At 37.8% G+C, this 25,508-nt stretch carries 27 protein-coding genes, 2 tRNA genes, 1 rRNA gene and 2 pseudogenes; 19 read left to right on the top strand and 13 right to left on the bottom strand.

The features are described 5' to 3' along the window. The first annotated feature begins 66 nt into the window (after positions 1 to 66). The 10 genes and pseudogenes from DYY66_RS08980 to DYY66_RS08935 all read left to right on the top strand — a co-directional run bounded on the left by DYY66_RS08980 (position 67) and on the right by DYY66_RS08935 (position 9,119). Entirely contained in the window at positions 67 to 516 is a 450-nt protein-coding gene (locus DYY66_RS08980; RefSeq protein ID WP_166288355.1) for a 30S ribosomal protein S15, read from the top strand. Further along, positions 516 to 1,934, top strand: a complete 1,419-nt coding sequence (locus tag DYY66_RS08975; RefSeq protein WP_166288352.1) for a DHH family phosphoesterase — start codon at positions 516 to 518, stop codon at positions 1,932 to 1,934. The genes DYY66_RS08980 and DYY66_RS08975 overlap by 1 nt, the downstream gene beginning before the upstream one ends. Then, positions 1,897 to 2,139, top strand: coding sequence for a KEOPS complex subunit Pcc1 (locus tag DYY66_RS08970; RefSeq protein WP_166288349.1), 243 nt, complete (start codon positions 1,897 to 1,899; stop codon positions 2,137 to 2,139). Before DYY66_RS08975 ends, DYY66_RS08970 begins: the two co-directional genes overlap by 38 nt. Next, positions 2,139 to 3,401 carry a serine--tRNA ligase gene (serS, locus tag DYY66_RS08965; RefSeq protein WP_166288346.1) on the top strand — a complete coding sequence of 421 codons (1,263 nt, stop codon included), beginning with the start codon at positions 2,139 to 2,141 and terminating at the stop codon, positions 3,399 to 3,401. Before DYY66_RS08970 ends, serS begins: the two co-directional genes overlap by 1 nt. Positions 3,402 to 3,444: 43 nt before the next feature. Continuing rightward, positions 3,445 to 4,059, top strand: a complete 615-nt coding sequence (locus DYY66_RS08960; RefSeq protein ID WP_166288343.1) for a 30S ribosomal protein S3ae — start codon at positions 3,445 to 3,447, stop codon at positions 4,057 to 4,059. A gap of 33 nt (positions 4,060 to 4,092) precedes the next feature. Beyond that, a complete protein-coding gene (locus DYY66_RS08955) occupies positions 4,093 to 4,515 on the top strand; it encodes an RNA-binding domain-containing protein (protein WP_166288340.1) in 423 nt (140 codons plus the stop codon). A gap of 235 nt (positions 4,516 to 4,750) precedes the next feature. Then, a pseudogene (locus tag DYY66_RS08950) lies at positions 4,751 to 6,156 on the top strand (NAD(P)/FAD-dependent oxidoreductase). 36 nt (positions 6,157 to 6,192) lie between these two features. Beyond that, positions 6,193 to 7,008 (top strand): MoxR family ATPase, encoded by an 816-nt coding sequence (locus DYY66_RS08945; RefSeq protein WP_166288337.1) that lies wholly within the window; start codon positions 6,193 to 6,195, stop codon positions 7,006 to 7,008. A 307-nt stretch (positions 7,009 to 7,315) separates the two neighbouring features. Beyond that, positions 7,316 to 8,659: a VWA domain-containing protein gene (locus DYY66_RS15295; RefSeq protein WP_309224002.1), complete on the top strand. Its 1,344-nt coding sequence runs from the start codon at positions 7,316 to 7,318 to the stop codon at positions 8,657 to 8,659. 4 nt (positions 8,660 to 8,663) lie between these two features. Further along, positions 8,664 to 9,119 (top strand): ASCH domain-containing protein, encoded by a 456-nt coding sequence (locus tag DYY66_RS08935; RefSeq protein ID WP_166288334.1) that lies wholly within the window; start codon positions 8,664 to 8,666, stop codon positions 9,117 to 9,119. A 20-nt stretch (positions 9,120 to 9,139) separates the two neighbouring features. Here the strand turns inward: DYY66_RS08935 and fsa are convergent, their stop codons facing one another. The 3 genes from fsa to DYY66_RS08920 are packed head-to-tail and all read right to left on the bottom strand — an operon-like array spanning position 9,140 to position 12,434. After that, on the bottom strand, positions 9,140 to 9,805 hold the full coding sequence (gene fsa / locus DYY66_RS08930; RefSeq protein WP_166288331.1) for a fructose-6-phosphate aldolase: 666 nt from the start codon (positions 9,803 to 9,805) through the stop codon (positions 9,140 to 9,142). Next, a complete protein-coding gene (locus DYY66_RS08925; RefSeq protein WP_166288328.1) occupies positions 9,802 to 10,770 on the bottom strand; it encodes a transketolase family protein in 969 nt (322 codons plus the stop codon). The genes fsa and DYY66_RS08925 overlap by 4 nt, the downstream gene beginning before the upstream one ends. Further along, positions 10,767 to 12,434, bottom strand: coding sequence for a ribulose-phosphate 3-epimerase (locus DYY66_RS08920; RefSeq protein WP_166288325.1), 1,668 nt, complete (start codon positions 12,432 to 12,434; stop codon positions 10,767 to 10,769). Before DYY66_RS08920 ends, DYY66_RS08925 begins: the two co-directional genes overlap by 4 nt. A gap of 123 nt (positions 12,435 to 12,557) precedes the next feature. Here DYY66_RS08920 and DYY66_RS08915 point away from each other — a divergent pair, with 123 nt between their 5' ends. Then, the gene (locus tag DYY66_RS08915; RefSeq protein WP_166288322.1) at positions 12,558 to 12,947 is read left to right on the top strand and encodes a hypothetical protein; all 390 of its coding nucleotides are present in this window, start codon (positions 12,558 to 12,560) and stop codon (positions 12,945 to 12,947) included. A 5-nt stretch (positions 12,948 to 12,952) separates the two neighbouring features. Here DYY66_RS08915 and DYY66_RS14835 read toward each other — a convergent pair whose 3' ends face one another. Next, positions 12,953 to 13,081, bottom strand: coding sequence for a hypothetical protein (locus tag DYY66_RS14835; RefSeq protein ID WP_255496409.1), 129 nt, complete (start codon positions 13,079 to 13,081; stop codon positions 12,953 to 12,955). Between the two features lie 53 nt (positions 13,082 to 13,134). On the opposite strand from DYY66_RS14835, the gene DYY66_RS08910 reads away from it, so the two are divergent. Continuing rightward, complete coding sequence (locus DYY66_RS08910; protein ID WP_166288319.1) at positions 13,135 to 13,392, top strand: hypothetical protein; 258 nt, start codon at positions 13,135 to 13,137, stop codon at positions 13,390 to 13,392. Between the two features lie 5 nt (positions 13,393 to 13,397). Here DYY66_RS08910 and rrf read toward each other — a convergent pair. Next, positions 13,398 to 13,517 (bottom strand): 5S ribosomal RNA (gene rrf, locus DYY66_RS08905). Between the two features lie 73 nt (positions 13,518 to 13,590). On the opposite strand from rrf, the gene DYY66_RS08900 reads away from it, so the two are divergent. The 3 genes and pseudogenes from DYY66_RS08900 to DYY66_RS08895 form a co-directional block, all read left to right on the top strand. Next, the gene (locus DYY66_RS08900) at positions 13,591 to 15,375 is read left to right on the top strand and encodes a ribosome biogenesis/translation initiation ATPase RLI (RefSeq protein WP_166288316.1); all 1,785 of its coding nucleotides are present in this window, start codon (positions 13,591 to 13,593) and stop codon (positions 15,373 to 15,375) included. 5 nt (positions 15,376 to 15,380) lie between these two features. Next, positions 15,381 to 15,552, top strand: a pseudogene (locus DYY66_RS16435) (class I SAM-dependent methyltransferase family protein); the annotation flags it as partial. A gap of 1 nt (position 15,553) precedes the next feature. Continuing rightward, positions 15,554 to 16,292, top strand: a 739-nt coding sequence (locus DYY66_RS08895; protein WP_255496408.1) for a class I SAM-dependent methyltransferase family protein, incomplete at its 5' end; no start/stop codon positions are given. Here the strand turns inward: DYY66_RS08895 and DYY66_RS08890 are convergent. Both DYY66_RS08890 and DYY66_RS08885 read right to left on the bottom strand, forming a co-directional pair. Next, the gene (locus DYY66_RS08890) at positions 16,293 to 16,514 is read right to left on the bottom strand and encodes a transcriptional regulator (protein WP_166288313.1); all 222 of its coding nucleotides are present in this window, start codon (positions 16,512 to 16,514) and stop codon (positions 16,293 to 16,295) included. Positions 16,515 to 16,550: 36 nt separating this feature from the next. Then, a complete protein-coding gene (locus tag DYY66_RS08885) occupies positions 16,551 to 17,051 on the bottom strand; it encodes a GNAT family N-acetyltransferase (protein ID WP_166288310.1) in 501 nt (166 codons plus the stop codon). Positions 17,052 to 17,117: 66 nt separating this feature from the next. Here DYY66_RS08885 and DYY66_RS08880 point away from each other — a divergent pair, with 66 nt between their 5' ends. Further along, on the top strand, positions 17,118 to 18,212 hold the full coding sequence (locus DYY66_RS08880; RefSeq protein WP_166288307.1) for a site-2 protease family protein: 1,095 nt from the start codon (positions 17,118 to 17,120) through the stop codon (positions 18,210 to 18,212). Here DYY66_RS08880 and DYY66_RS08875 read toward each other — a convergent pair. After that, positions 18,201 to 19,289 (bottom strand): transcriptional regulator, encoded by a 1,089-nt coding sequence (locus DYY66_RS08875; protein WP_166288304.1) that lies wholly within the window; start codon positions 19,287 to 19,289, stop codon positions 18,201 to 18,203. The genes DYY66_RS08880 and DYY66_RS08875 overlap by 12 nt on opposite strands. A 49-nt stretch (positions 19,290 to 19,338) precedes the next feature. Between DYY66_RS08875 and pyrE the strand changes: the two genes are divergently transcribed. After that, the gene (gene pyrE / locus DYY66_RS08870; RefSeq protein ID WP_166288301.1) at positions 19,339 to 19,950 is read left to right on the top strand and encodes an orotate phosphoribosyltransferase; all 612 of its coding nucleotides are present in this window, start codon (positions 19,339 to 19,341) and stop codon (positions 19,948 to 19,950) included. 10 nt (positions 19,951 to 19,960) lie between these two features. Here pyrE and DYY66_RS08865 read toward each other — a convergent pair whose 3' ends face one another. The 3 genes from DYY66_RS08865 to DYY66_RS08855 all read right to left on the bottom strand — a co-directional run bounded on the left by DYY66_RS08865 (position 19,961) and on the right by DYY66_RS08855 (position 21,584). After that, the gene (locus tag DYY66_RS08865) at positions 19,961 to 20,524 is read right to left on the bottom strand and encodes a TATA-box-binding protein (RefSeq protein WP_166288298.1); all 564 of its coding nucleotides are present in this window, start codon (positions 20,522 to 20,524) and stop codon (positions 19,961 to 19,963) included. 304 nt (positions 20,525 to 20,828) lie between these two features. Beyond that, a tRNA-Ile gene (locus tag DYY66_RS08860) sits at positions 20,829 to 20,902 on the bottom strand. Positions 20,903 to 20,945: 43 nt separating this feature from the next. After that, positions 20,946 to 21,584 carry a TenA family transcriptional regulator gene (locus DYY66_RS08855; protein ID WP_166288295.1) on the bottom strand — a complete coding sequence of 213 codons (639 nt, stop codon included), beginning with the start codon at positions 21,582 to 21,584 and terminating at the stop codon, positions 20,946 to 20,948. A gap of 84 nt (positions 21,585 to 21,668) precedes the next feature. On the opposite strand from DYY66_RS08855, the gene DYY66_RS08850 reads away from it, so the two are divergent. Together DYY66_RS08850 and DYY66_RS08845 are read left to right on the top strand one after the other, a co-directional pair. Next, positions 21,669 to 21,762: transfer RNA gene (locus DYY66_RS08850), tRNA-Glu, on the top strand. Between the two features lie 55 nt (positions 21,763 to 21,817). After that, positions 21,818 to 22,669, top strand: a complete 852-nt coding sequence (locus DYY66_RS08845; RefSeq protein WP_166288292.1) for a polyprenyl synthetase family protein — start codon at positions 21,818 to 21,820, stop codon at positions 22,667 to 22,669. Here DYY66_RS08845 and DYY66_RS08840 read toward each other — a convergent pair. Then, positions 22,659 to 24,146: an NADH-quinone oxidoreductase subunit N gene (locus DYY66_RS08840; protein WP_166288289.1), complete on the bottom strand. Its 1,488-nt coding sequence runs from the start codon at positions 24,144 to 24,146 to the stop codon at positions 22,659 to 22,661. The genes DYY66_RS08845 and DYY66_RS08840 overlap by 11 nt on opposite strands. A gap of 9 nt (positions 24,147 to 24,155) precedes the next feature. Next, positions 24,156 to 25,508: NADH-quinone oxidoreductase subunit L (locus DYY66_RS08835; protein WP_304515759.1), on the bottom strand; the 1,353-nt coding region annotated here is incomplete at its 5' end.

Here is a 25,508-nt window from a genome sequence, read left to right as displayed (position 1 = left end):
TTTATGTAATCGACACTTGTCGAGAAGTCAAGTAACATTTATGTTTCCTTAAAAAACAAGCGGTTCGTGGGTCGTCTTCATTCACATAGACATGGCAAGTCACATTCAACAAGGCCGATCACTCCCAGTACACCTACATGGGTAAAACAGAGTCCGGCAGAGATCGAAGAGTTAGTTGTCAAGTATGCAAAAGAAGGTCTTCCACCGAGTAGGATTGGAATAAAATTGCGTGATCAATATGCAATACCAATCACAAGACAGATCGTCAAAAAATCAATCACCGAGATCCTTGAACAAAAGGGGGTCAAAACAGAAATGCCAGAAGACCTGAACAACCTAGTAAACAAGGCACTAGGCTTGCAAAAACATTTGAAGGAAAATAAATCTGATAAAAGAAACGTCAGATCGCTTGAACTTCTAGAGGCAAAGGTTCACAGATTATCTTCATATTACAAGAAAATTGGCAAGATACCCAAAACTTGGAAATATAAGGCAGTCATTGCTCAACTCGAGTAATGGCAAAGTTAGACCAAGCATTATCCTATTTTCATGACAGAGTTTCTGATTGTATCAAAACAGGAAAAAATATTTCAGTAATAACTCATCTTGATTGTGACGGAATAACTTCTGGCAGCATAGTTACAAAATCTTTGATCAGATCAGGTGCAAAATGTACCGTACGCACTGTAAATGAATTTGGTAAAAACATTATTGAAAAAATGAAAAATGATTCAAGACAGTTTCACATAATCACAGATCTTGGAGGAGGATTTGCAAAGGATATCGATAACGCATTAGATGACAATTGGATAGTAGTTGATCATCATCAAATACCACAAGAAGAGTTTGATAATCAAAAAGTCATCAATGCCTGGAAATATGATGTGGATGGTGGAAAAGATGTTTCTGCAGGAGGTATGGCATATCTAGTTTCAAAAGCCTTGCACAAGGAGAATACAGACTTGGCATGGATTGCAGTTGTTGCAGCACTAGGAGATAGACAGGACCAAGGCGAAAAGAAATCATTTACTGGAATAAATTTAGAAATTGCTGCTACCGCAAAAAAGAACAACCAAGTCGAAATTGATTTGGATATTTTACTTGTAGGACGAGAGACAAGACCACTGCCTGATGCACTTGCATTTACCTCACAGCCTTTCATAGAGGGTTTAACATGGAATCGCGACGCCTGCCTCTCACTCTTGAATTCATCAGGAATAAAATTAAAGGATGGAAGTAGGTGGCGAGTCCCGGCTGAGCTAACAGAAGACGAGAAGAGAGTCCTTCTTCAAACAATATCAAAATACATTTCAACTAAAAATGCAAGCGACATACTAGACGAACTTGTAGGGTATACATACACATTATCTGGCGAAGATAAGAGAAGTTTTCTTCGAGACGCAAGAGAATTTTCAACAATGCTGAACTCTTGTGGCAGAATTCGCAAGGCAGGAGTAGGAGTTGCAATTTGTATGGGAGATAGGACCAAGATGTTACAAGAAGGAGAAAATATTTTGGTAGAATATAGAACATTCCTGAGAACCTACATGAATACACTTTCTAGTGAAAGATGGAGAATAACCGATAATGGTCATTACTTGATGGTAAATGGAGAAGGGCTCGTACCAGAAAATATGACAGGTGCAGTATCATCACTTCTTGGAGGATCTCAGAAAAATACTGGAAAAATAATCATACTTAGAACAAACGGTGAAGAAGGAACGATAAAGTTCTCTTCACGCAAATCTACGGGTTGCAAATCCGAAGTCAATTTAGGATTGCTAATGCGAGAATGTGCTGCAAAAGTGTCTGGCGTGGGAGGAGGACATGCGGCAGCTGCAGGAGCAAGAATTACAAAAGACAAATTGGATGAATTCCTAGACTATCTCGAACAAAATGTCTCTAGAATGCAAAGTTCAAGTGTTTCTGAATAATCTTTCAGACAAAAAGGCAGAGTCCATAAGAAAGTCTTTGGAGCCTGATAATGTAGATTTTCCAGAAAATCTTTCTTTCAAAATTGAAAAGGATCAAACATCTCTGATTTTTACATTTGAGGGTAAAGGAAATATACGAACATTGATTTCTACTATTGATGAAGTTCTTGAACAGACCCAAGTTATACTCAAAGTGACTAGTTGATGCTTGATCCAAAACTTCTTCGAGATAGTCCAGACAAGATTAGGAATATGCTAGAGGCAAGAGCTGTAAAATTTCCTCTTGATGAGTTAATCTCACTAGACAAAGACAGAAGAGAATTAATTGTAAAAACTGACGAGTTTAGAAAAAAAAGAAATGAAGTATCATTAGAAATTGCAAAAAGGAAGAAGGCCTGTGAAGATGCGTCTGGCCTCATAGATCAAATGCAAACAGTTTCTGACAATCTTAAAAAATTGGAAGATGACCAGTTAAAGATAGAAGACAAATTCACAAAACTTTCCCTAACATTGCCCAACATGTTTCATGAATCAGTCCCAATCGGAAAAGATGAAACAGCAAACAAGGAGATAAAAAAATGGGGCAATATACCTACTTTTGATTTTGAGATAAAAGATCACATAGATTTGACACAGAATCTTGACCTTGTGGATCTGGAAAGAGCAGCAAAGGTTTCAGGAGCAAGATTTTACTATCTCAAGAATCAACTTGTCAGATTAAATCAAGCACTGTTACAGTTTGCACTTGATTTTTTGGCTGAGAAAAATTACACTCCCATACAGACACCATTTTTGATAAACAAGAGTGCAATGGAAGGTGCCATAATTGCTCAAGATTTTGAAGAGGTAATTTACAAGATTGAAGGAGAAGACCTCTACCTGATAGGAACAAGTGAACATGCAGTAGCATCCATGCATTCAGACGAGATAATTGATGGTAAAAAATTGCCTCTAAGGTATGCAGGAGTTAGCACGTGTTTTAGAAAAGAAGCCGGAGCTCATGGCAGAGACCAGAAGGGAATATTTCGCGTACACCAATTTGAAAAAGTAGAACAGTTCGCGTTTACAAGACCAGATGATTCATGGCATGAACATGAGAGAATGTTAGCAATAGCAGAAGAATTTTATCAAAAATTAGAGATTCCATATAGAATCATGTTACTGTCAAGTGGAGATTTGGGTAAAGTGTCTGCCAAGACCTACGATCTAGAAGCTTGGATGGCAGGACAGAAGAGCTACAGAGAGATAGTATCTTGTTCTAATTGTCTTGACTTTCAGGCAAGAAGGCTGAAAATAAGATTCAGAGACAAAACCAATGAACAACCACAGTATCTACATTCTTTGAACAGTACTCTAGTAGCAACTACAAGAACAATGGTTGCGATAACAGAAAATTTCCAGACTAAAGATGGACATATTGCAGTTCCAAAGGTATTGCAAAAGTATGTCGGCTCGAGCCTAATCTAAAATGTCGTACAACTTATATTTTGGCCTCAGAAGTTCAACATAGTTGGCTCGTCAAAAGACTGCTAGAGTAAAAGACAAGTGGAGAGAAAAAAAGTGGGTTACAGTACTGCTTCCTGCTTCATTCGACAAAAAACCAATTGCCTATATTCCAATCACTGATGACGACAACGCAGTTGGCAGAGTAATAGAGGTCACACTACATGACATATTGAAAGGAGATCCTTCCCAGCACCAATTCAAGTTGTATTTCCAGATACACAAGGTAGAAGGAGAAACCGCAACAACAATTTTCAAGAGATTTGAGTATGCCAAGGAATTTCTCAGAAGTCTAGTAAGACGAGGTTCATCATTGATCAGTTTTATTGCAGATGTTAAGACAAAAGATGGATACATTTTCAGAATAAAGATAGTTGCATTAACCCAGAAAAAATTGAACACCTCACGAAAGCACGCAATCAGATTGGTTGCCCAGGAAGTAATGTCAAAAACCATTCCAGAAATGACAATAGATCAATTCATCCAAGCTACAGTATTTGGAAAAATAAACTCAGACATCATGGCTGCGGTCAAGAAGATAGTTCATGTAAGACATGTCGGAATTGAAAAAGCAAAACTAATCAGGACTGCAGAGGGCGAAATTGCTCTACTACAGGCCTAGTAGATATAGCCAACCACATACACATCATACAGCATGACACACCAATTAGAAATAACAGCTGAGGTTATTTTGCATGCAACAGAGGACAGTAGAAAAATTTTCGAGCCCATCTTTGATTTATTTCAAATTAACGAGGACGAATTTACTATCGAAAAAACTCTTGGTCATTACGGAAACACCATAACGCTTGCCAAGATAACGCTTGTAAAGAAACGTGCAGAAGAATTTATCAAAAAATTAGCGTCAAAGATTCCAAAGGCTCAGATGAAAGAACTAATAGAAAACATGGACATGCATTTTGAAGATACTTCACTATTTTTGAGAATAGGTAAGAATGAGATTGTGAGAAAAGAGATCAGTTTACAACAAAATAATGCAATAAAGATTAAGATAAAAATGCCAGTCTACAAAAAAGACCAAATTTCAAAAAAATACATAGAATTACTTACAGTTTGAATAAGATTTGCAAAGCCAGCATGATTTAATAACATTTATCGGTCTAAAGTAAAAGGGAATGAGGTAATATTTTTGCCGCTCCAGTCTGAGCATCTGCTGTGAGGAAGCCGCGACGAACCGACCCAAAACACCTTTTGATCTATTTTCATACGGTTCTTTTAAATAGAGTGGATCCTGTTTTTTCGCTGTGAAAACAGATTACGATATTATTGTAGCAGGAGGAGGCCTTGCAGGAATGATTGCGGCCCAGTCAGCCTCGTATTACTCTAAACAAAGATTATCAATTCTAGTACTTGACAGAAACCCAGAACCTACCATCGGTAAGAAGACAATCAACGGATGGGTTTGTGGAGATGCAGTTGGAAAGAACACCGTAGATTACATGACTGAGAGGATCAAGATTGCATGGGGTAATCCTGAGATTGAACACCCAGTAAAAGGCGTAATGGCATTTTCTCCAGACAGAGAGACATCAATTCCCTTTGATGGTGATGGATACATGCTCAACAGACAACAGCTTCCTCAACGCCAGCTTCGTGATGCAAAAAAAGCAGGAGTAAACATCCAATATTCTGTAGCATTAAGAGGCCTGCTATACGATAATGGAACTGTTGTTGGAGTAGAAGGAACAAACCTAGTTACAAATGAACCATTCAAAAAAACTGCAAAGATAGTAGTGGATGCAACAGGAGTCACTTCAATGTTAAGAAATGGTTTATCCATAAATGCAAAGATAGAGCGAAAGATAGACCGTGATGATTTAGAATCTACTGGAAGACATATCATGAAATTTGAGTCAGGAATAGAAGATAAAAAAGAATTTGATCCAGATTATTGTATAATTCATCTTGATCAGGACATAGCTCCTGGTGGATATGGATGGGTATTTCCAAAAGGAAAAAACAAAGTAAACATCGGTCTAGGAGTACAACAAAAAGAACTGATAAAAAGAAATCAGAGACTAGGTGCACGCGTGACGATGTAACAAAACTGATTAACGATTATGTAAAGATAAACAAGGCAATCAAGAATCCAAAATTATCAGACGATGAAATGGATTCCAACAATGTAACCGGTAATTGGCAAGTCTCCGTAAGAAGACAAAATGATTGTTTGGTTGCAAACGGATACATGCTTGTAGGAGACTCGGCATGGATGCCAAAACCACTTGATGCCGGAGGAATAGGTCCTGCAATAGTTGCAGCTACCATATTGGGTAAAAATGCAGTAAACGCAATTGAGGCAAATGATGTTAGTGAGACAGGCCTTTGGCAATACAATATTGATTTCATAAATGATTACGGATACAAAACAGCAGGCCTTGAAATTTTCAGACGCTTATTGCAGACACTTACAAATGATCAGATAAACTATGGAATGAAGCACTTTTTGTCAAAATTAGATGTAGAAGCAATAAGCAAGGGCGAGCATCCAGACTTTGGAACAGTAGGAAAGCTAGGAATGATGATAAGGGGAGCTCTTAACAAAAAATTAGCAGATGGACTCAGATTTACTGCACAACAGAACAAGACATTAACTGAACATTACTACAATTTCCCCAAAAAGCCAGACGGTTTTGACATGTGGCAGAAAACTTTGCATCACATCCTAGACGAATCGTATGCAAAGATAGAAGTCTAAATCTGCAAACTCGTTTAAGACATTTTTAAATTAAGGATGAGACTTGGTACAGTTGTGCTTGCAGAATCATTATACATAGATTGGAATAACTCCTTTGATGTTTTAGACAAGGCATATGCATCTAATCTATTTGTGCTCATAATAGGACCAAAAGGAACTGGTAAAACAACTCTAGTAAGAGAATTTGCCACAAAACGAGGAATCAAACTTGAATCAATTAACTTTAGTTTAAGAACGCGTGAAAGTCACCTAGTAGGAGCAAAGACACTAGAAAATGGTGCAATTGGATTCGAACAAGGAATTCTAGTCAAGTCCATGAAAGAAGGCAACATGTTGTATCTTGATGAGATAAACTCTGCAGAAGCAGATGTTCTTCTACGTCTTGATGAAGCATTAGATGATAGAAGACAGATTGTTCTAAAAGAATCAGGCGGAGAACTAGTCAATGCCGCAAAAGGATGGTTCGTTGCAGCTACAATTAACCCACTATCCCATGTTGGTACAAAAGAGCTACCACCTCAAGTGTTAAGCAGATTTCCAATAAGACTCAGATTAGATTATCCACCAGAGGATATTGAATTTCAGATAGTCAAACAGCATTCGTCAGGGTCACATGAAAAAGAGATCATGCAAGGAATAAAGTTGGCAAACATTCTACGACAAGCAGCTGCAGTAGAAGAGTTGTATTATTCTCCAAGTTTGCGTGAAACAATAGCATTTGCAAAGATACTTGATTCAGGCATGAAGACAAGACAAGCAGCAGAGATAGTATTTGCAAATGTATACCTACAATGGGGCACCGTAGAATTCCAAAAAGTAAATGACATCATAACATCAATGTTTGGTAGTTAATGCAATCATTACATCTTAGAAGCGATACATTACTTGAGATAGCTACATTTCTTGTAAGAAGATGGTCTGGAAAAGAATCTGTCACCGTAAGCATATCTGATCAAAAGGAAGTACAAACAAAGTTACGTGAAAATAAAGTGTTGATGTTTCCATTAGAGAAATATCAAGGGACAGACTTTCAGAAATACAGACAGTTCAGGACAGCCTTATGGTATGAGGCAATGCGAATTAGGTATTCAAATAAAATTCTCAGCAATGACCATGCTTTTGGGTTTATTCTCAATACTCTTNCCTATGGTATGAGGCAATGCGAATTAGGTATTCAAACAAAATTCTCAGTAATGATCATGCCTTTGGTTTTATTCTCAATACTCTAGAAACAAGAAGAATTGAGACAATAGCAAGAACAGTTTGGCAGGGAATGGATGGTGAGATTATTTTCAGATACGGTGTTGCCTGGCTTTACAGGCCATTATTGAATACACTGTATGGAAACACCAGAATTGTAGAGGGTTTCTCCCAGTATTTTTTGCTAGGAGACATCAAAGGAGAACTCTCACCTAGTTCATATGAAAAAGTTCAGAAAGCAAGCAAGCTAGCCATCGAGATAGTCAAGGAAAGCATTGAAAAAAAACATGAAACGGACTGGCTTGAAAAAAAGGTCCCAGAGATAATCAAAATTCTAGACATAGACCCACTTTTGACCATCCCGATATCAATACCTAAAATCAGTTCTGGAATGGCACTTTCAGATCAAGAATTTGTAAAGACTTTGAACAAGATTGCAAAATATCGCGAGAGTGATTTTGGTGAACTAGACCCCAATAGAATTGTAGAAGGCAGAGAGGTCTTCGAAGAGTTCAAGGTTTTGCTCGAAGAGGCAAAGAGAACAGAAAACAAGGGTCTGAACGATGAAGTGGTTGGAGTAAATATTCCCACTGTAACAAATGTAGACGAAACAAAGATTATCGATACGGATCTGATAAACCATCTTAAAGCAAAATTCAAAGAATGGAAATCCGGCTGGAAGGAGGAACATGTCTTTTCAGGAGATGAATTTGATGAAGAGGCATACATGGAAGGCCACAAACCCTTCTTGTCAGATAGAAAAATTGCAATCAAGACAAAGATCGTGATACTTCTTGACCACTCATCTAGCATAGCAAACCAAGAGATACAATACAAAAAGGCTACGCTTGCATTGTGCGAGGTCTTGGAATATTTGAAAGTGAAATTTTCAGTATATGCGTTTAACACAGAACAAAGACAAGTTACATGTTGGCTTGTCAAGCCAGAAAATTTGAAATGGAATAACATTTCTGCCAAGAGACTTGCTCAGATAAAAGCAAATGGAAGTACACCATTGGCAGAAGTTTACAACATGTTACTACCATCTCTTAGATCAAAAAAACCAGACATATTTTTGACACTAACAGATGGAGAGCCATCAGATCCAGATGCAGTTCGTTCTATAATGAGGGACTTCAAGTCAATTGGAATTAAGATGGTTGCAATAGGTTTTGGGCCAGACACAGAAGATGCGATAGTTATTGCAAACAACTTGAGAAGGCTAGGTTACGAACGTACTCTTGCGGTAAGCAGACTAGGCGACATCCCAAAAAGAGTTTTGAGTGTTTTGGGAACTAGTTGAAGAAATGAAGTGTCTATCAGTATCACAACCTTATGCGGATTTGATAATCAGTGGCAAGAAAACAACAGAATTGAGAACATGGAATACAAAGTTTAGAGGTGAATTTCTGATTCATGCACCAATCAAGATCAAAGATAATGCCTGCGAGATACTCGATATTGACAAATCTAGTCTTAGAACCGGGGTAATAATAGGAAAAGTTGAGATTTATGATGTAAAATCATACAAGTCTCTTGAAGAGCTCAAAAAAGACCATGATAAACATTTTGCTACCGAAGAATTTTTGCGCCACAAATACGGATTTCTACTTAGAAAACCACAAGCTCTCAGGATTCCAATTCCATACAAGGGCAGTCTAGGGTTTTTCGAGGTCAAAATGAAACCAGGACCATCTAGCAATGACATAAAGTCAGAATTATTTGATGAAGAATACAGATATCAATGGATAGGAAAACACTAGAGAAAAATATTATTTAAAATTTAGATTCGTATGTTTGGGTTTTCTTTTTTTAATTTTTCCCAGTCTGCAAGAAAGTTTTTCAGACCCGCATCTGTTAGAGGATGTTTTAACATCTTGCCCAGTACATCCGGTGGTAGTGTAACCACATCAGCTCCAATTTTTGCAGCTTCGACAACATGCATTGGATGTCTTACACTTGCAACAAGAATTTGTGTACTAAATTTATAATTCTCAAAGACTTGATGCATTTCTCTGATAAGATTCATCCCATCTTGACCATTGTCATCAAGTCTACCAATAAATGGACTAACATATTTTGCACCGGCCTTTGCTGCCAATATGGCTTGATTTACAGAAAAGCAAAGTGTGACGTTTACAGGAATATTTTCTGATGTCAATATTTTACAGGCTTTAAGACCATCAGGAGTTAGGGGACATTTTACAACCACATTGTTGCCATATTTTCTCAGTCGTCTGCCTTCTTCCAACATTCCATTAGTTTCTACGCTTAGTACTTCCAAGCTAACATCGCCTTTGACAATTCTAACAATTTCCCCCATGACTTTTTGAGGATCTCCTCCCTCCTTAGCCATAAGAGACGGGTTTGTAGTAATTCCATCTACAAGACCCATGTCGTTATACGTCTTTATTGCCGAAATATTTGCAGTATCCAGAAATATCTTCATCTGGTTTGACTCCGAATAGACTTAACGGCATTAGATATATGAATTGATGTGATACCATGTTTTTCAAGCAAGAGAGGAATTTCATTGTCTCTTGCAGATTCTCCAAACTGATCCTTTGCACCCACACGTTTTACAAGAACAGGGTACGTCTCAGATACTGCCTCAGCAACAGCAGAACCAAATCCTGCCATCACGTTATGTTCTTCACATGTAACTATACCTCCAGTCTCACGTGCTGCCTTTTCTAAAATTTCTGAATCAATCGGTTTTATAGAAAACATGTCTATGACCCTACACGATATTCCTTCTTGTTTCAAAGAGTCAGCAGCTTCAAGTGCAATACTGACAGTTATTCCACATGCAACAATTGTACAGTCAGAGCCTTCTCGCAATACAATTCCCTTACCCATTTTGAATTCTTGCTCTTTTGAATGAATTATTGGTGTTTTTGATCTTGCAAGTCTCATATAGCATGGCCCATAAACTTGAGCAAAAAGTCTGGTTAGTTTTTCCACAGATACGGTATCAGATGGAACAAAAACTTTGAGATTTGGAATAACCCTCATTATTGCAATATCTTCAATCTGTTGATGAGATCCACCATCAGGACCTACGCTAAGACCACCATGTGATACAACCATCTTCACATTCAATCCATTTTTACCATTTCTTGATGGATATGCTATTGCATTGCGTATCTGGTCAACACATCGACCAGGAAGAAACGCAGCATAAGTACTTGCAAACGGAATTTTTCCTTCATTTGCAAGACCTGCTGCAATTGTAACCAAGTTGGCTTCAGCAATGCCTACATTGAAGAATCTATTTGGAAATTTTTTTCCAAATGGCCTTGTCTTTAATGAATCTGTAGTATCGGCACCAACTACCACAATGTTTGGATTTTCTTCCCCTAATTTGATCAGCGTATCACCATAAACAGTTCGCATATCACCAAATTCGGTCATGCAAAACCTGCCTCCTGCGCTATCTGTAAAAGTTCAGTTTTCTTTTTACCTACCTCATGTAGATCTATCCATTTGTTTACAAGTTCAGTACTTCCTAGGCTGTGGGCTTTGTGAATCAAGAGTTTTCTTCTTGCATGCATCAGCTTCTTCCTAAACTCAATAATTGTGGCTCTAACATCTTTTTGTCCTATTATTGCACTTCCACCCACAAACACTCTTGCGCCATCCAAGAAACAAGATTCTACATTTGTCAAGTCTACTCCTCCGTCTGCCTCAATCATACCCTCAAATTTTCTTTCAGACAGGAATTTGGCTATTCGTTGTGTCTTTTCATGCGTAGATTCAATGTATTTTTGACCTGATTTGCCAGGAATTACAGACATTATTATCAACTGATCCAAATCTTCAATAAATTTCTCAGACCACAAAGGCAATTCTGTATCAGGATTGATTGCAAGCCCAACACTTACTGAATTTGAGCGTAGAATATCATGTATTTCTCCAAAACTTGATTCATCACAAACTTCTGCATGTACTGTGATGACATCAGATCCTGCATCAACATAATTTTTTACATGTTTTATTGGTTCTGTGATCATAAGATGAGTATCAAATGGAATTGGTGTAATTGGTCGTAGTTGTTTTATTTTTTCATGATCAAATGTTTTGTTTGGTACAAACACTCCATCCATCACATCAAGATGAATAAAGTCAGATCTTGCAAGAGCTGCTCTCTTTACCTCATTTTCTAAATTCGTCATATCTCCTGCAATTATAGATGGAGCTATCAAAAATTGACAATCTAACTCTAGATCAATTATAGGAGATATCTGCGGATTTGGTGCAACGCCGTGCCATTTTGGATTATCTTCCATGTGTTCTACAGATTTGCCTTTAATGGTACGAGATATGATAATTGAAGGAGTCCCTTTTGTTTGCAACGCAGAATTTACTGCCTTGGATATCTGCTCTATGCGATGACCATCTATTTCTAAAACATTCCATCCAAAAGACCTCCATTTATCACCCACCTTCCACCTTGCAGCATTTTTCCACATCTCAGAAATATCATCGTCAACAAGCTCCTCATCTAGAGGCATCACTCTTTCTGTATAGTCGTCTTGTTGAATGAAATTTCTATCCAAGAAAACTGTAAGATTATCCACTTTGTATTTAGAGGCAGCCATAGCAGCCTCCCAAACTTGTCCTTCGTCAGATTCTCCATCACCAATTACTGTGTAAATATGATGATTTTTCCCATCAATTCTTGCTGCAAGAGCCATTCCAGTAGAAAATGATAATCCCAGTCCAAGTGATCCCCCACAAAATTCAACTCCTGGACATTTGAAATCTGGATGACCTTGTAATTTACTTCCAAATTTTCTCAGTGTCTCCATTTCAGATTTAGCAAAAAATCCAGCTACTGCAAGATTAGAAAACAAGCCCGGAGATGCATGACCTTTTGACAAGACAAGTCTATCCCTGTCTTCCCAAAGAGGGTTTTGCGGATCATATTTTAGAAATTTAAAATACATACAACCCATAATCTCTGCCATCGAGAATGAACCTCCCGGATGACCAGAACCAGCAGTGGTAATTCCTTTAATCACAAGTTTCCTTGCTTCTTTTACTTTTTTGAAAATATGGTAATAGTTTAGGGCCATACCAATTCCAAAATTTGAATTTCAGAATTCACACCATAATTCAAATTCATGTTTGTTAACGCATTTTGAGTAAATAAAAAGTTATTTCACAAAACATTAATCCAAAAGCAACGTAGAAAAAATATGGATATAAGAGATCTATTCCCTCTCGTTATTTACGACGACAAGTGTTATCTTTGTTCTAAATTTGCAAGTATAGTACATAGGTTTGCCAAAGACAAGATTTTGATCGTAGGTCATTATTCAGACATTGGTATGAAAATAAAATCAGAGGTTTTTGATTCCAACTATGATTCCACTGTGATGTTCTGGTTTATGACAAAAAAGACTGCATTTGGAGGAAGGGCAGCAATTTTGCCTCTTTTTTTCAATGTTTTGACTGGCAAGTCAAGAGAACATTTAGACTATGATTCATCGTCTAGTTGCACTCAAGACTGTAAAACCCCAAAAGCATTTTTCATGAGAACAGGAAGTCTATTTTCCAATAGTAAAAAGATAGCCCTAAAGTTCTAAAAAAGTTAGTATCCTCTGCTGTTTCTATCAGGCGTTCCAGTGTTTGGATTTCGAAACCCATGTTTTTCCATCATGTGATTTAGAAACCTAATGTCGTCAGAGAATTTTTCTCCACATATACTGCAGTTGCTCACAATGACAGTAACTGATCGAGATCTTTTTTAGGTTTTGTAAATATATACAACATATGACAGATAATCAAAAACTACACAAAATTACCTTCACCATTACGCCTAACGCAAACGGCTACGTGGTCGGATGTAATGAAGTACAGTCATTATTTACAGATGTGTCTTCAGTTGCAGAGATTGACAGAATTGTAAGAGAACTGGTATCAGATTATGTCGATGACTTTCCAGATGATGCCCAAAAGAGAGGATTTGACAAAAATACGCCCATAGAAACAACATGGCATGCATCTCCCAACTCCGTTGCTTTAGACTAGTAAAAAGGCGCCAGCACTACTGCTTCCCAAGGGCTCTCGCACCTTAGTAACACAGTAGCGACATTGGGTTTGACTTCCGGGTTCGGTATGGGACCGGGTCGGACCCCAACGCTATGGCCGGCTTAGTTTCTTTTGCTTCTAATGTTATGTATTAATCTTACTTGATAGAGATATAAATTAAGAAAAAAGGTATTACGCATGACACATCGAGTTGCAGTACTGGATAAGGAAAATTGTCAGACCAAGAAATGTGGTCTAGAGTGTATCAAATATTGTCCAGTAAACAAGATGGGGCAAGACTGTATAGTACTAAATGAAGAAACTGCCAAGGCCCAGATTGATGAAAACATTTGCAATGGATGTGGAATTTGTGTCAAGGTTTGTCCATTTGATGCAATAACAATTGTCAATCTGGCTGAGGAATTAAAATCAGACAAGATTCACCAGTATGGACAAAATGCATTCAGATTGTATAGAATTCCAAGTTTAAAGAAAGGTCAAGTCATGGGACTTCTTGGAAGAAACGGAATAGGAAAAAGTACGGTTGTAGGAATACTATCAGGAAACCTAAGACCGAACTTGGGAGATTATACCTCACCTCCAGAATGGAGTCAGGTGTTAAAGCATTTTCAAGGCACTGAGCTTAAACCACATTTTGAAAAAATAGCAAATAACGAACTAAAGGCATCCATAAAACCTCAACAGGTATACAACCTGGCAAAGGTATTCGACGGCAATGCAAAAGAACTCTTGGAAAAATATGACGAACGTGGCAAGGCAAAAGAACTGATACAACAACTCGGATTACAAAATTCTTTAGAAAATAAACTCACAGACTTGAGTGGTGGAGAATTGCAAAGAATTGCAGTAGCAGTTGCCGCATCAAGAGAATCAGACTTTTACTTTTTTGATGAGCCATCATCGTATAATGATGTTTTTCAGAGAATTGGAGTTGCCAGAGTAATTCAAGATCTTGCAAAAATTGGAAAGAGTGTAATGGTGGTAGAGCATGATCTCACTCTATTAGATTACCTAAGTGACTTTATTGAGATCCTTTATGGCGAGCCTGCAGCATACGGAATAGTTGCAAACATGCTTTCCACCAAAGTTGGAATTAACGTGTTCTTGGACGGCTATCTTCCAAATGAAAATGTCAGATTCAGAGATGCTGCATTCAAGTTTGATGCATCTACATCAACAGACGAATTTGTTACAATTGAGAATATCATCAATTATCCAAGCCTAGAGAGAAAATTTGCAAACTTTTCACTATCAATTGAAGCAGGTAGGGTTAGAAAAAGCGAAGTCCTAGGCATAGTTGGCGCAAACGCATTAGGAAAAACAACCATGATGAAGATGATAGCTGGTGTTGAAAAACCTGATGTAGGAAATATTGAAACCAAGGTAAAGATTGCCTACAAGCCACAATATCTAACAAATGATTACGATATCGAAGTACTTTCACTTTTAGAGAAAGCATATGGTGGATCAATCCAAGAAACACCAGAAGAAGAGATCATAATCAATCCAATGAGAATAAAAAAACTATACAACAAGTCTGTCAAGAATTTGTCAGGCGGAGAACTCCAGAAAGTAGCAATAGGAGCATGTCTTTTACAAAAAGTTGATGTTTATGCACTTGATGAGCCATCTGCATTCTTAGATGTTGAAGATAGAATAGCAATAGCCAAGCTTATTCAGAGATTTGTAAGATCGTATGGAAAATCTGCAATTATAGTTGATCATGATATTCAGCTTATGGATTTGATCTCAGATTCAATTGTAATTTTCCATGGAACTCCAGGAAGAGAAGGTCACGCGACAACTCCAAAACCCAAGGTAGATGGAATGAATGAATTCTTGAGATCTCTTGACATGACATACAGAAGAGATGAAACAAGCATGAGACCCAGAGTAAACAAATTGGAAAGCAGACTAGACAGAGAACAGAAACAGTCTGGAAAGTTTTACTATAGAAATTGACAAAGATGCTAAAACAGGCAATGACTGGAATCCTCACAGAAGCGGAGGCAGAGGAGCTTTATGGTGCATTTGATCAGATAGGAAACATAATCATCTTGAGAGTTCCAGATGCTCTTTTGCCTAAGAGAAAGATAATTGGTGAGGTTCTTTTAGAAAAAGTAAAGACAGCAAGATCAANCTTGAGGGTACCAGATGCTCTTTTGTCTAAGAGAAAGATAATTGGAGAGGTTCTTTTAGAAAAAGTAAAGACCGCAAAATCAGTCTATTATCAATCATCTCCAGTAGAAGGAGACTATAGAATTAGAAAACTAGAGTTACTTGCAGGAGAGGACAAGACTGAAACAGAATACAAAGAACATGGTTGTAGGTTCATAGTTGATGTGGAAAAGACCTTTTTTTCACCCAGACTTTCAACAGAACGAGAAAGAATTGCAGAACTGATTAAAGATGGGGAGACTGTAATCAACATGTTTGGAGGAGTTGGAATGTTTTCCATCGTGGCTGCAAAAAAGAAAAAGTGTCATGTTTACAATATCGATATCAATCCCGATGCAGCCAGATTATGCACAAAAAACATACAACTAAACAAACTAAAAGGAACTGTGGAATCAATTGAAGGAGATGCCGCAAAAGTAATAGAAGAAAAATTACTTGAGACAGGAGATAGAGTCCTAATGTTGCTGCCTGAAAGATCAGATGAATTTCTTGGAAATGCCATAAGAGCTGCAAAGAAAAATGCAATAATACACTACTACTGTCACATCCATGCAGAAAAAAAAGGACTTGTTTCGTCTTTGGCACCACAACATTTCCTAGGTGTTGTAAATGTCAAATCAGAAATTTTAGGAGCAAAAATTGTAAGACCTGTAGGTCCAAGATTTTACCAAGCAGTTGTTGATGCAGAAATATCCAAATAATTACTTGTCATCAGTTACAAGAGAGGAAGGAGATGGTCTTGAGGTTGCCATGTTGTATCCTATCCAAGAAATAACTCCAAGAATTCCTCCCACTGCCATTAATACTGAAAGTTGTAAGACAATAGGACTCCATTCAGAGAGCATCAGAAGATAGGCATAAACAAAGAATCCCACAATTGCCAAGACAAAGATCATTATTCCAATAGTTCGTTGTCTTGTCATAAGGCTAGAGTCTTTTTGTGACTTATTTATTTTAATCTAGTAAGCAAACTCAATTGCCATCAAATATGCATCTTCGCCGTCACGATAGTAGGCTTTTAGTCGTTGTTTTATGACAAATCCAAGTTTTTCATACAGCCTTACGGCATCACTATTACTACATCTGACTTCAAGATACAGTTCATCGGATTTTTTCAGTTTTACTCCTCCAATTGCTTCCAGAACCAAGCCCTCTCCAATTCCCTTTCTTCGATGTTCTGGCAATACTGCAACGGATACAACATGACCCTTTTTTACAAAGCCAAGTTTTTTGAAGTTTGAAAAACCATATTCAATTTTACACATTATGTACCCCACAAGCTTCTTGTCCACCTCTGCCACTAGGAATGCCTCAGGAAGCTCAGCAAGTAGACTTTCATAGAAATAGTCAGAATAGTGTTCTGGCAGCGTTTTGAGATTTATCTCCATGGTTGAAATCAAGTCTGAAAGATCGCATCTACGAATGACACAGTTACCAATTTCTCTTAATGCCACCTGCATTCTGATGATACTGGAATTATTAATTATTTAACTCTAAGCAAATAAAAGAAATAATTAAAGCCAGTAATGAACAGACGGTCAAACATATCAACTCTTGATGAAGTTTTATCAATGGTTTCTTCATATTTTACTATAGTAGGCTTTAATCAAAGTCCAACCGTATTACAAATTGAAATTTCTGGAAATGAGATAACTGAGAAATTTCGCCAACTGGTTCAACGCATGGAATCAAAAAACATCATAGCCAGACTAGAATCAAGTTCTGGAAGAATATTTTTGCTGGTTTCAAGATTTGAGCCTCCAAAGTCACGCAGATCTTGGATTCCAAGAGCACTATTTGCTGCTACAATAGCAATGGTAATGATTGACGGGTATTATCGAGCAATTAGTACAAATTCCATTGTAAAAGGAGATGACCCATTTTACATAGCAACACTATACACTGCATCATTAATTGGAATACTTGGTATCCACGAACTTGGTCATATGATTGCGTCAAAGAGACACAAACTTAAGATCAGTTGGCCATATTTTATTCCAGGAATTCCGGTGGTAGGTTTTGTACCAACATTTGGAGCACTCATAATGTCTCGCGGTTTGATTGTAAACAGAAACATACTTTTTGATGTAGGAATCTCTGGTCCCATTGCAGGACTTGTTGTAGCAATAATTGTTTCCACGTATGGCGCATATCTTTCCCCTTTGATACCAAGTTCACAGGCCCAGGAACTTTTGCAAAAATCTGGTCTCATGGATCTGCATTCTAGCATAATAATGGATGCCACAATATTTCTAGTTGGAAAACATGTACCAAACCAAGAACTTGTAATGTCGCCAGTTTTGTTGGCAGCATGGTTTGGTTTTCTCATAACGTTTCTTAATCTTCTTCCAGCATGGCAACTTGATGGCGGTCACATTGCTAGAGCAACATTTGGTATCAAATGGCACAGAATTTTGACATATGCAAGTATAGGAATTCTTGCTTCAACTGGATACTACATCATGGCATTGTTTGTACTAATGTTTAGCATGAGAAGTCAGGACATAAAACCATTAGATGACATATCTCCATTATCGCGAAAAAGAAAAAGAATATTCGGGCTTGTCATTGTTCTTGCATTTCTCTGTGCACCATTACCGTTTTCTATTTTACCGCAGTAAGACGTGTGAGCCATCAGGAATGATGGTAATCTTTTGCCTTTCACCATATGTCTTAAGAACATAATCCATTGTCTCCTTTGCACCACTAAATGGAATCATACCAAGTTTGTCTTTTGTATAAAGATTCGGCAAAATTGATACTATACCTATTCCAAATTTCTTGTGCATTTCTGTTAGAAATAGTAGATCTTCCATCCCATCCAAATATTTAGAGGGATTTTTTAGCCTGTCCAGATTCATTCTTCCTTCCACATATTGCTGAATTGCTTCAGAACCCAATCCATTTTTGCATTCTGCAAGAAGTATAATCAACCCCTCATCTTTTATCACACCTGAGCAATTCCAGACAGATGAAAGTGATCTGCTCAATGTTTCATTGCTTGTCTCTTTTCCAGTGCTAACAATTGCTACCCGATGTTTTTCGGTCTCATGTATGGCATTTGAGGATAGAGATTTTGATAACGAGAAAGTCGAGGAAGGGTGACCTACAGCAACATCAATTATTCCAGATTGATTTGCCACAATCTCAATAGAAGATATCTCAAATCCATCAGTAAATTTTTTTGCCACCTGCATTGTTTGCAACTCATAACCAGGAAGTGGAAGATTTCCTTCTCTTTTTTCATATGCCTCAAGCATGTTATCTTTACCAAATCTTCGCAATAATTTAGTGGACATTGTATCATATCCAAACAAGCCATCAAACTCCATCTCTCCTATAAAGATCAGATTAGCGTTAGAAAATTGAGAGTTGTTAAATTCTGATATTGATACGGTCGGATCAGCGAAGACATTTTTAATAGAATTCAAGTTTGACTTGTCTACCAAGAATTTTGGTTTTGGGAGGGACTTTTTTGTGCAAATGTCTAACAAGCCAGAGATTATCTTCAGAACAGATTTGGAATGTTCCATTATCACAAATTCTGTAGGCTTTGACAGATCAACAGATTCGAGTTTTGATGCAATTTCTGCATCAGTCAAGCTCACGCCTCCAGGAACTATTTGTTTTTCCAGATTTTCTGCCATTACATCAAGAACAACGTCTGTAGGTCCATAGCTAAGCCAAATTTCAGGCATACCATACCGAAGGGACAGTTAAAATAAATCTAGTTCGGTAAATTTTGCTGTGGGTTTTGTCAAAGAATTTGCAATATTTTTGCAAGAGAGTGGTGCAATCAAGTTTGGAGATTTCAAGCTTTCAAGCGGAAAAGACAGCGCCTACTATATCGATCTTCGACTAGTACCAAGTTTTCCACACCAATTTAGAAAGATGATAAAATCTGTTCAAAACTTGATATCAGAGACCATAGGGCTTGACAGTTTTGATTATATTGCATCAGTTCCAACATCAGGACTTGTAATAGCGTCTGCATTGGCCATGGAAACTGTAAAGCCTCTAATCTACATCAGACAAAAGCCAAAAGATTATGGTACTGGTAGTCTCATAGAGGGAAAAATACCACCCGGTTCTAGAGTAGTCTTGGTAGATGACGTTGGAACAACTGGCCATTCACTACTCAATGCCATCAAGGCTCTAAAAGAGGCCAAAGTGGTTGTAGACTCGGCATTTGTCATAATCAACAGACTTGAAGGAGCACGTGAAAACCTAGAGGCTGAAAAAGTAAAGTTGTATGAAATTACAGACATACTTGCCATTTCCAATATTTTACACACTGAAAATATTCTAGATGATCAGATTCTAGATAGAATCAAAAAACAAATGAGTTCATCAAAATAGATTTTACAGTCTAGCTTTCGTAGATCATTAATTTCTTTTCTTCTAAAAGAGTATGCAGGTTATGTACAGACCTGTAAACATCAGACTCTTTTTTTGCTCCAGTGCAGACAAGTTTTCCAGATGCAAATAACAGTATGACAGTTTTAGGGTCAAGCATCCTGTGTATCAAACCTGGAAATTGTTCAGGCTCATACATGCTTCGTGGAAGACTTCTTGCTGCTTGTTCCAGATGTATCTTCCCACCAAGATTAGCAGATGCAACCATATTCTGGATTGTAATAACTGCGTCATTTTTTATCTTAATTCCACCTTTTCGTAATGTCTGAACAACACTACGAACTGCCTTGATTGACTGTTCTTCAGATTTTGCCCCAGTGCAGACCATTTTCCCCGAACTGAAAATTAATGTTGCAGTTTTGGGTGACTTTATTCGAAAAACTAAACCTGGAAATTGATCAGGATGGTATTCGACATCAGGAAATGTTTGTGTAATTACATTAAGATCAATTCGTTGATCAATTGAAGCTGAGGCCACAACATTTTCTATACTTACAATAGGTTTTGTTTGAGGCATTTCGGTGTTTAAATACGCGCTTTATATATACTCTATAACATTTTGTGCAAACATTTGTTGTGTCAAATGTAGTAACATCATTTCAAGAAAGAGGCAGCTCAGACAAATGCCTTTACATCATCGTGTCAGTTATAACTCTGATTCTTCATTGCGGCCAAATGAAGATAATTTACTGCTTATTTTAAAATTAGTATACAATAAAAAAATTCTAGGCTATACGTCCATTTACTCTTCTGATAAAAATTATAGAACAAAATATTCGCCTAAGGCCAAATGTCACATACAGAGTTGAAGAAACAAGTAGTGGGCCCAAAGGGCTTCGATCCCTTGGCTCACCGGTTATGAGCCGGTTACTCTACCAAGCTGAGTTATGGGCCCTACGAAAGAGCAAATTGACATGCGCTATAAAATAGTATAGAGGTTAACAGTAAGCATTGTAACAGCTGTCAAGTAAGAGATTTTGAGCAGCTACTGATTTGCTAGCTATTTCTACCAATTCATCTTCTTTTGATGCAGGAGTTTTTTCCAATATTTTTCTCCAGAGAGCAGCATGTCTTATGTCAGCTTCTGCATGTAGTCTGAAATATTCTATTGCATCATCATCTGAAAGGCCATAGAATTTTCGTAATCCATCTATCTTTGATAAGCTAATTTTTGGTATTTCTTGTTCCAAGGCATACATTGCAGCAGCTCCACCCTCAAATGAATTCATAAGACATGAAAGATTTGAGATGGCTTGTTTTGTAGCCTCAAGACCTTCATAGTTTCTTAGTTCATTTTGTGATACGCCTAGTGCAGATGCAAATTTCATCCATGGTTCAATGTGTTCAGATTCTTCATCTCTGTTTGAGGCAATTTTGTTCTTGATTTCAGATGGGCTTTTTTCCATCACGTCTCCTACAAACGAAGGAACTGATTTTACGAGTTGAAAGTATTCTTTTGAATAACCACTAAGAGAGTCTATTGATAATTTACCTTCACTCCACATTACATAGAATTTGTGCTTTAGCAAACTCTGATCTTCAATTATTTTATCAATTCTTGCAATAAGAGAGCTCATGGTAATTATCAACTTTCAGCAATAAAAAAATCTTTTGAATGCCTTCAAAAGGATTTTATGGATATAAAATAGGATGCAATTTGGGCTCCAGTGGTGTAGACCGGTCAAGCATGTGGGACTTTCAATCCTACGACCCGGGTTCAAATTCTTCATGATGAAAATCCCGGCTGGAGCACCACCTTTCAAAAGCATTAATATTCTAACTGCAATTTACAGTTTGCTAGTGCAAATTCTTGGATAGAAAGAATTTTGAGATAAATCCACTCATAAAAGACTTTGAAAGTTACATAGCCAAGGTTAATGACGCAATCAAACAAGAATTAGATCTATATTCTGCATCAGAATTTTTTGAACCATTACAATATTCGTTAGAGGGCGGAAAGCGAATAAGACCATTAATCCTCATCTTGTCTACAGAAAGCGTTGGAAAATGCGATGAAAATGCATATTCAGCATCATGTGCAGTGGAACTGTTGCATACAGAGTCTGTGATTCATGATGATATCATAGATAACGAAATTCTAAGAAGAAGAAAAGATCCTTTCCACATAAAATATGGATATAACACAAGTATCATAACAGGAGATTTCGTACTGGGTCTGATTTTGAACATTTCATCCCGTCTTGATAACGCAAGAATAGGAAGAGAACTTGCAATCACTGCAATGATGATGAGTGAGGGAGAGATGATTGAGACAAGACTTGAGACAAGCGAAGATGTCACCTTTGATGATTATGTCAAGGTGATGGAATACAAAACTGCTACGGCATTTGAGGCGGCTGCAAAAATTGGAGCCATATTAGGAGGCGGTACCGAGGAACAAATTTTGGCACTTGCAGAATATGGCAAGAACATGGGAATAGCATACCAAATTAGAGACGATCTACAAGACTGGAATAATGAAGACAAGTTATTCAATACCCTGATTAAGAAAAGTTCTGATCCTCGCATTGTATTTGACCGCATGGATGCAATGCTCAATGATTATTCCAAGAAAGCAAAGACTGCATTAAGAAAAATTAATGATGGTCCTGCAAGAACAAGATTAGAAAGTCTTCTAGACTTGACTATGCTTAGTGTATAGCTGGTAGTCCGCTCATAATTGGAACTGCAGATTTTGCAAATGCTATAACTGGATCTGGATAGACACCTATTCCAACTATGACGATTATTGAAAATATCATGACAGCAATTACTGACTTTGGTTCCTTTAGTCCCTTGTTTGATTCTCCTTCTTCGAAATACATTTTCCTTATTATCCAACCGTAGTAAGCAAGTGAAAGTGCACTGTTAAGAACTCCTGCTACTGCAAGATATGGAGCCCATGATAAGGTGTGACCTGCATCAATTGCAGAACCAAATAGCATCAGTTTACTCCAAAATCCATTAAGCGGTGGCACACCAGCTAGTGCAAGTAATGAAATTGTAAGACCAAGTGCTGTGATAGGCATTCTTTTGCCAAGGCCTTTTATCTTTTCAATATGGGTAACACCAAGAGTTGTAACTATTCCTGCAACAGCAATGAAGGCAGCTGCCTTCATCACAGAATGATTGAGAATGTGGAATAGTGAAGCTTGGATTCCAATTGGAGAAATTGGAGCCACACTAAGACCAATCAAGATGTATCCAGCTTGGCCAATACTTGAATAGGCAAGCATTCTTGTGAGGTTTCTTTGTTTGATTGCAGCCAAGTTTCCTACAGTCATGGTCACTATGGCAATAACAGCAAGTGCAAATGCCCAGTGAAGATTGAGTGCTATTGCTCCCATTATTATGACTCTTAGTACTGCTGCAAAGCCAGCTTTCTTGGTACCTGCTGCAAGCAGTGCTGCAATTGTAGGAGGAGCTCCTTCGTATGCATCAGGCAGCCACATGTGGAACGGAACTAGACCTATCTTGAATCCAAAGCCAGCTATGAACATACCTACTGCCAATATTGCAAGCGGTACCATGTCTGGTCCAAGTTTTGAGAACCCAACAATCACCTGCTCTATGTTTGTAGAACCGGTCAGACCATATGCAATTGAGATACCATAAATTATGATTCCAGATGATAAGGCTCCAAACAAAAAGTACTTGATTGCAGCTTCATTTGAGGATGGATCCTTTTTGAGATATCCAGCCAGAACGTATGTTGGAATACTCATGAGTTCCCATGCGATAAACAACATCACTAGATCTGTCGAGTATGCAATCAGTATCATTCCGATTGATGAAAGTAAAATTAACGAATAGTATACAGCAGGATTTGCTCTTTTGCGCATATAGTTAAACGAGCCAACTGTTGTCATTATTCCAACAATCAACATCGCTATTGCAAAGAATGATCCAAACTTGTCATCAACAAGAACATTTGATGAAAATATTGCAGACTGGGTTACATGCTTTGTAATTATCTGATAGATAACAAATCCAATTGCTGCAAGTAATGCACCAAGTGTTATGGCTCCATAAACAGACGAGCCTTTTTCTTTTCTTGCTACATTAAGTACTGGAATTAATACTCCTACTGCTCCAAGTATCAGAGTTAACATGATTGGTGTTGATGTAAAGTCTATCATTTCTATCTCCTAAATTAACAACAGGAATACTACGATTAGTATACCTACTCCAAAGATGTAAAGATAAGATTGGGAAACTCCGGTTTGTGTTGCCTGCATGATTCTTGCACCACCAGCCATAGTCCTCTCAGGAACCACATTGAATCCCTCAAGAACAATGTTTTCAAAGTACTTGTAAACACTTCTGGCAATGTATAATGGAGCTACAACAAATCCCCAATAGATTAATGCGTTAAGATACCACCTGTTTAGGAAGAATTTGTGAATGGCATAGAAGAATATGTTAGAATTTACAAACTTGACTGGATCAACAAATCTTCCGATATAGAAGATGTATCCCAGTCCAAATCCAATTGCAAATGCAGCAAGTGATGCCATAAGAGCTATAGGATTGACACCCTCTAGGAATCCACCAAGTAATGGCTGTGATTCTACTGCAACTGCTCCTACATCAGACTTGATTCCAAATGTTGAACCCAGATAGTTAACAAAGAGATCATGAATTTGGTGTTCAAATGCAAGACCCATCACACCTATTCCAATTGTTAGTACTGCAAGTATTCCATATGGAATCCACATTGAAGGACTAGCTTCATGCACATGGTGTCCCTCCTTTTCTAATTCTTCAACATGTTTGCTCTTGTTGCCAAAGAATACCAATCCTATCATTCTGGTTGTATAGAAAGCGGTTATCACTGCAGTAATTACTGCTATTGAGAATAACGGAAGAGCCCAAGTATTACCTGATTGATAAATTGCTCCAAATATTGCATCTTTACTCCAGAAACCAGTTGTGATAAATGGAGCACCCATCAGGCCAAGACCTGCTGCCCACATGAAAGCATATGTCTTTTTCATGTATTTTCTCAGGCCTCCCATGTCGGTCATGAATCTAGAGCCTACAATGTGTAGTATAGAACCTGCAGCCATGAACAGCGATGCTTTGAACATTGCATGTGAAATGAGGTGGAAGAATCCTGCAGTATAACCATCAACGAATTGTTTTGAAAGACCTGCAACACCAAGAGCCATCATCATGTAGCCTATCTGTGAACCAGTAGAGTATGCAAGAACTTTCTTTATTTCAGGATGTACCATTCCTTGTGTAGCAAGAAGAAGTGCAGTTATTGCTCCAACCCATGCTATTATCTCAAAGAATTGATCCATGTTAATTCCAATTGCAGCCAGCGCAAAGAAGAGAGGAGCCAAGCGGGCTACCAAGAACACACCTGCCTTTACCATTGTTGCAGCATGAATTAATGCTGAAACTGCAGTAGGTCCAGTCATTGCCTCAAGTAGCCATTCGTTTAGTGGGAATTGTGCAGATTTTCCAATCGCACCTCCAAATAACAAGACTGCAGC

Source organism: Candidatus Nitrosotalea sp. FS, assembly GCF_011319475.1.
GTDB lineage: Archaea > Thermoproteota > Nitrososphaeria > Nitrososphaerales > Nitrosopumilaceae > Nitrosotalea.
The sequence above is the reverse complement of the archived record's forward strand: the minus strand, read 5'-3'. Positions and strand labels throughout refer to the sequence as shown.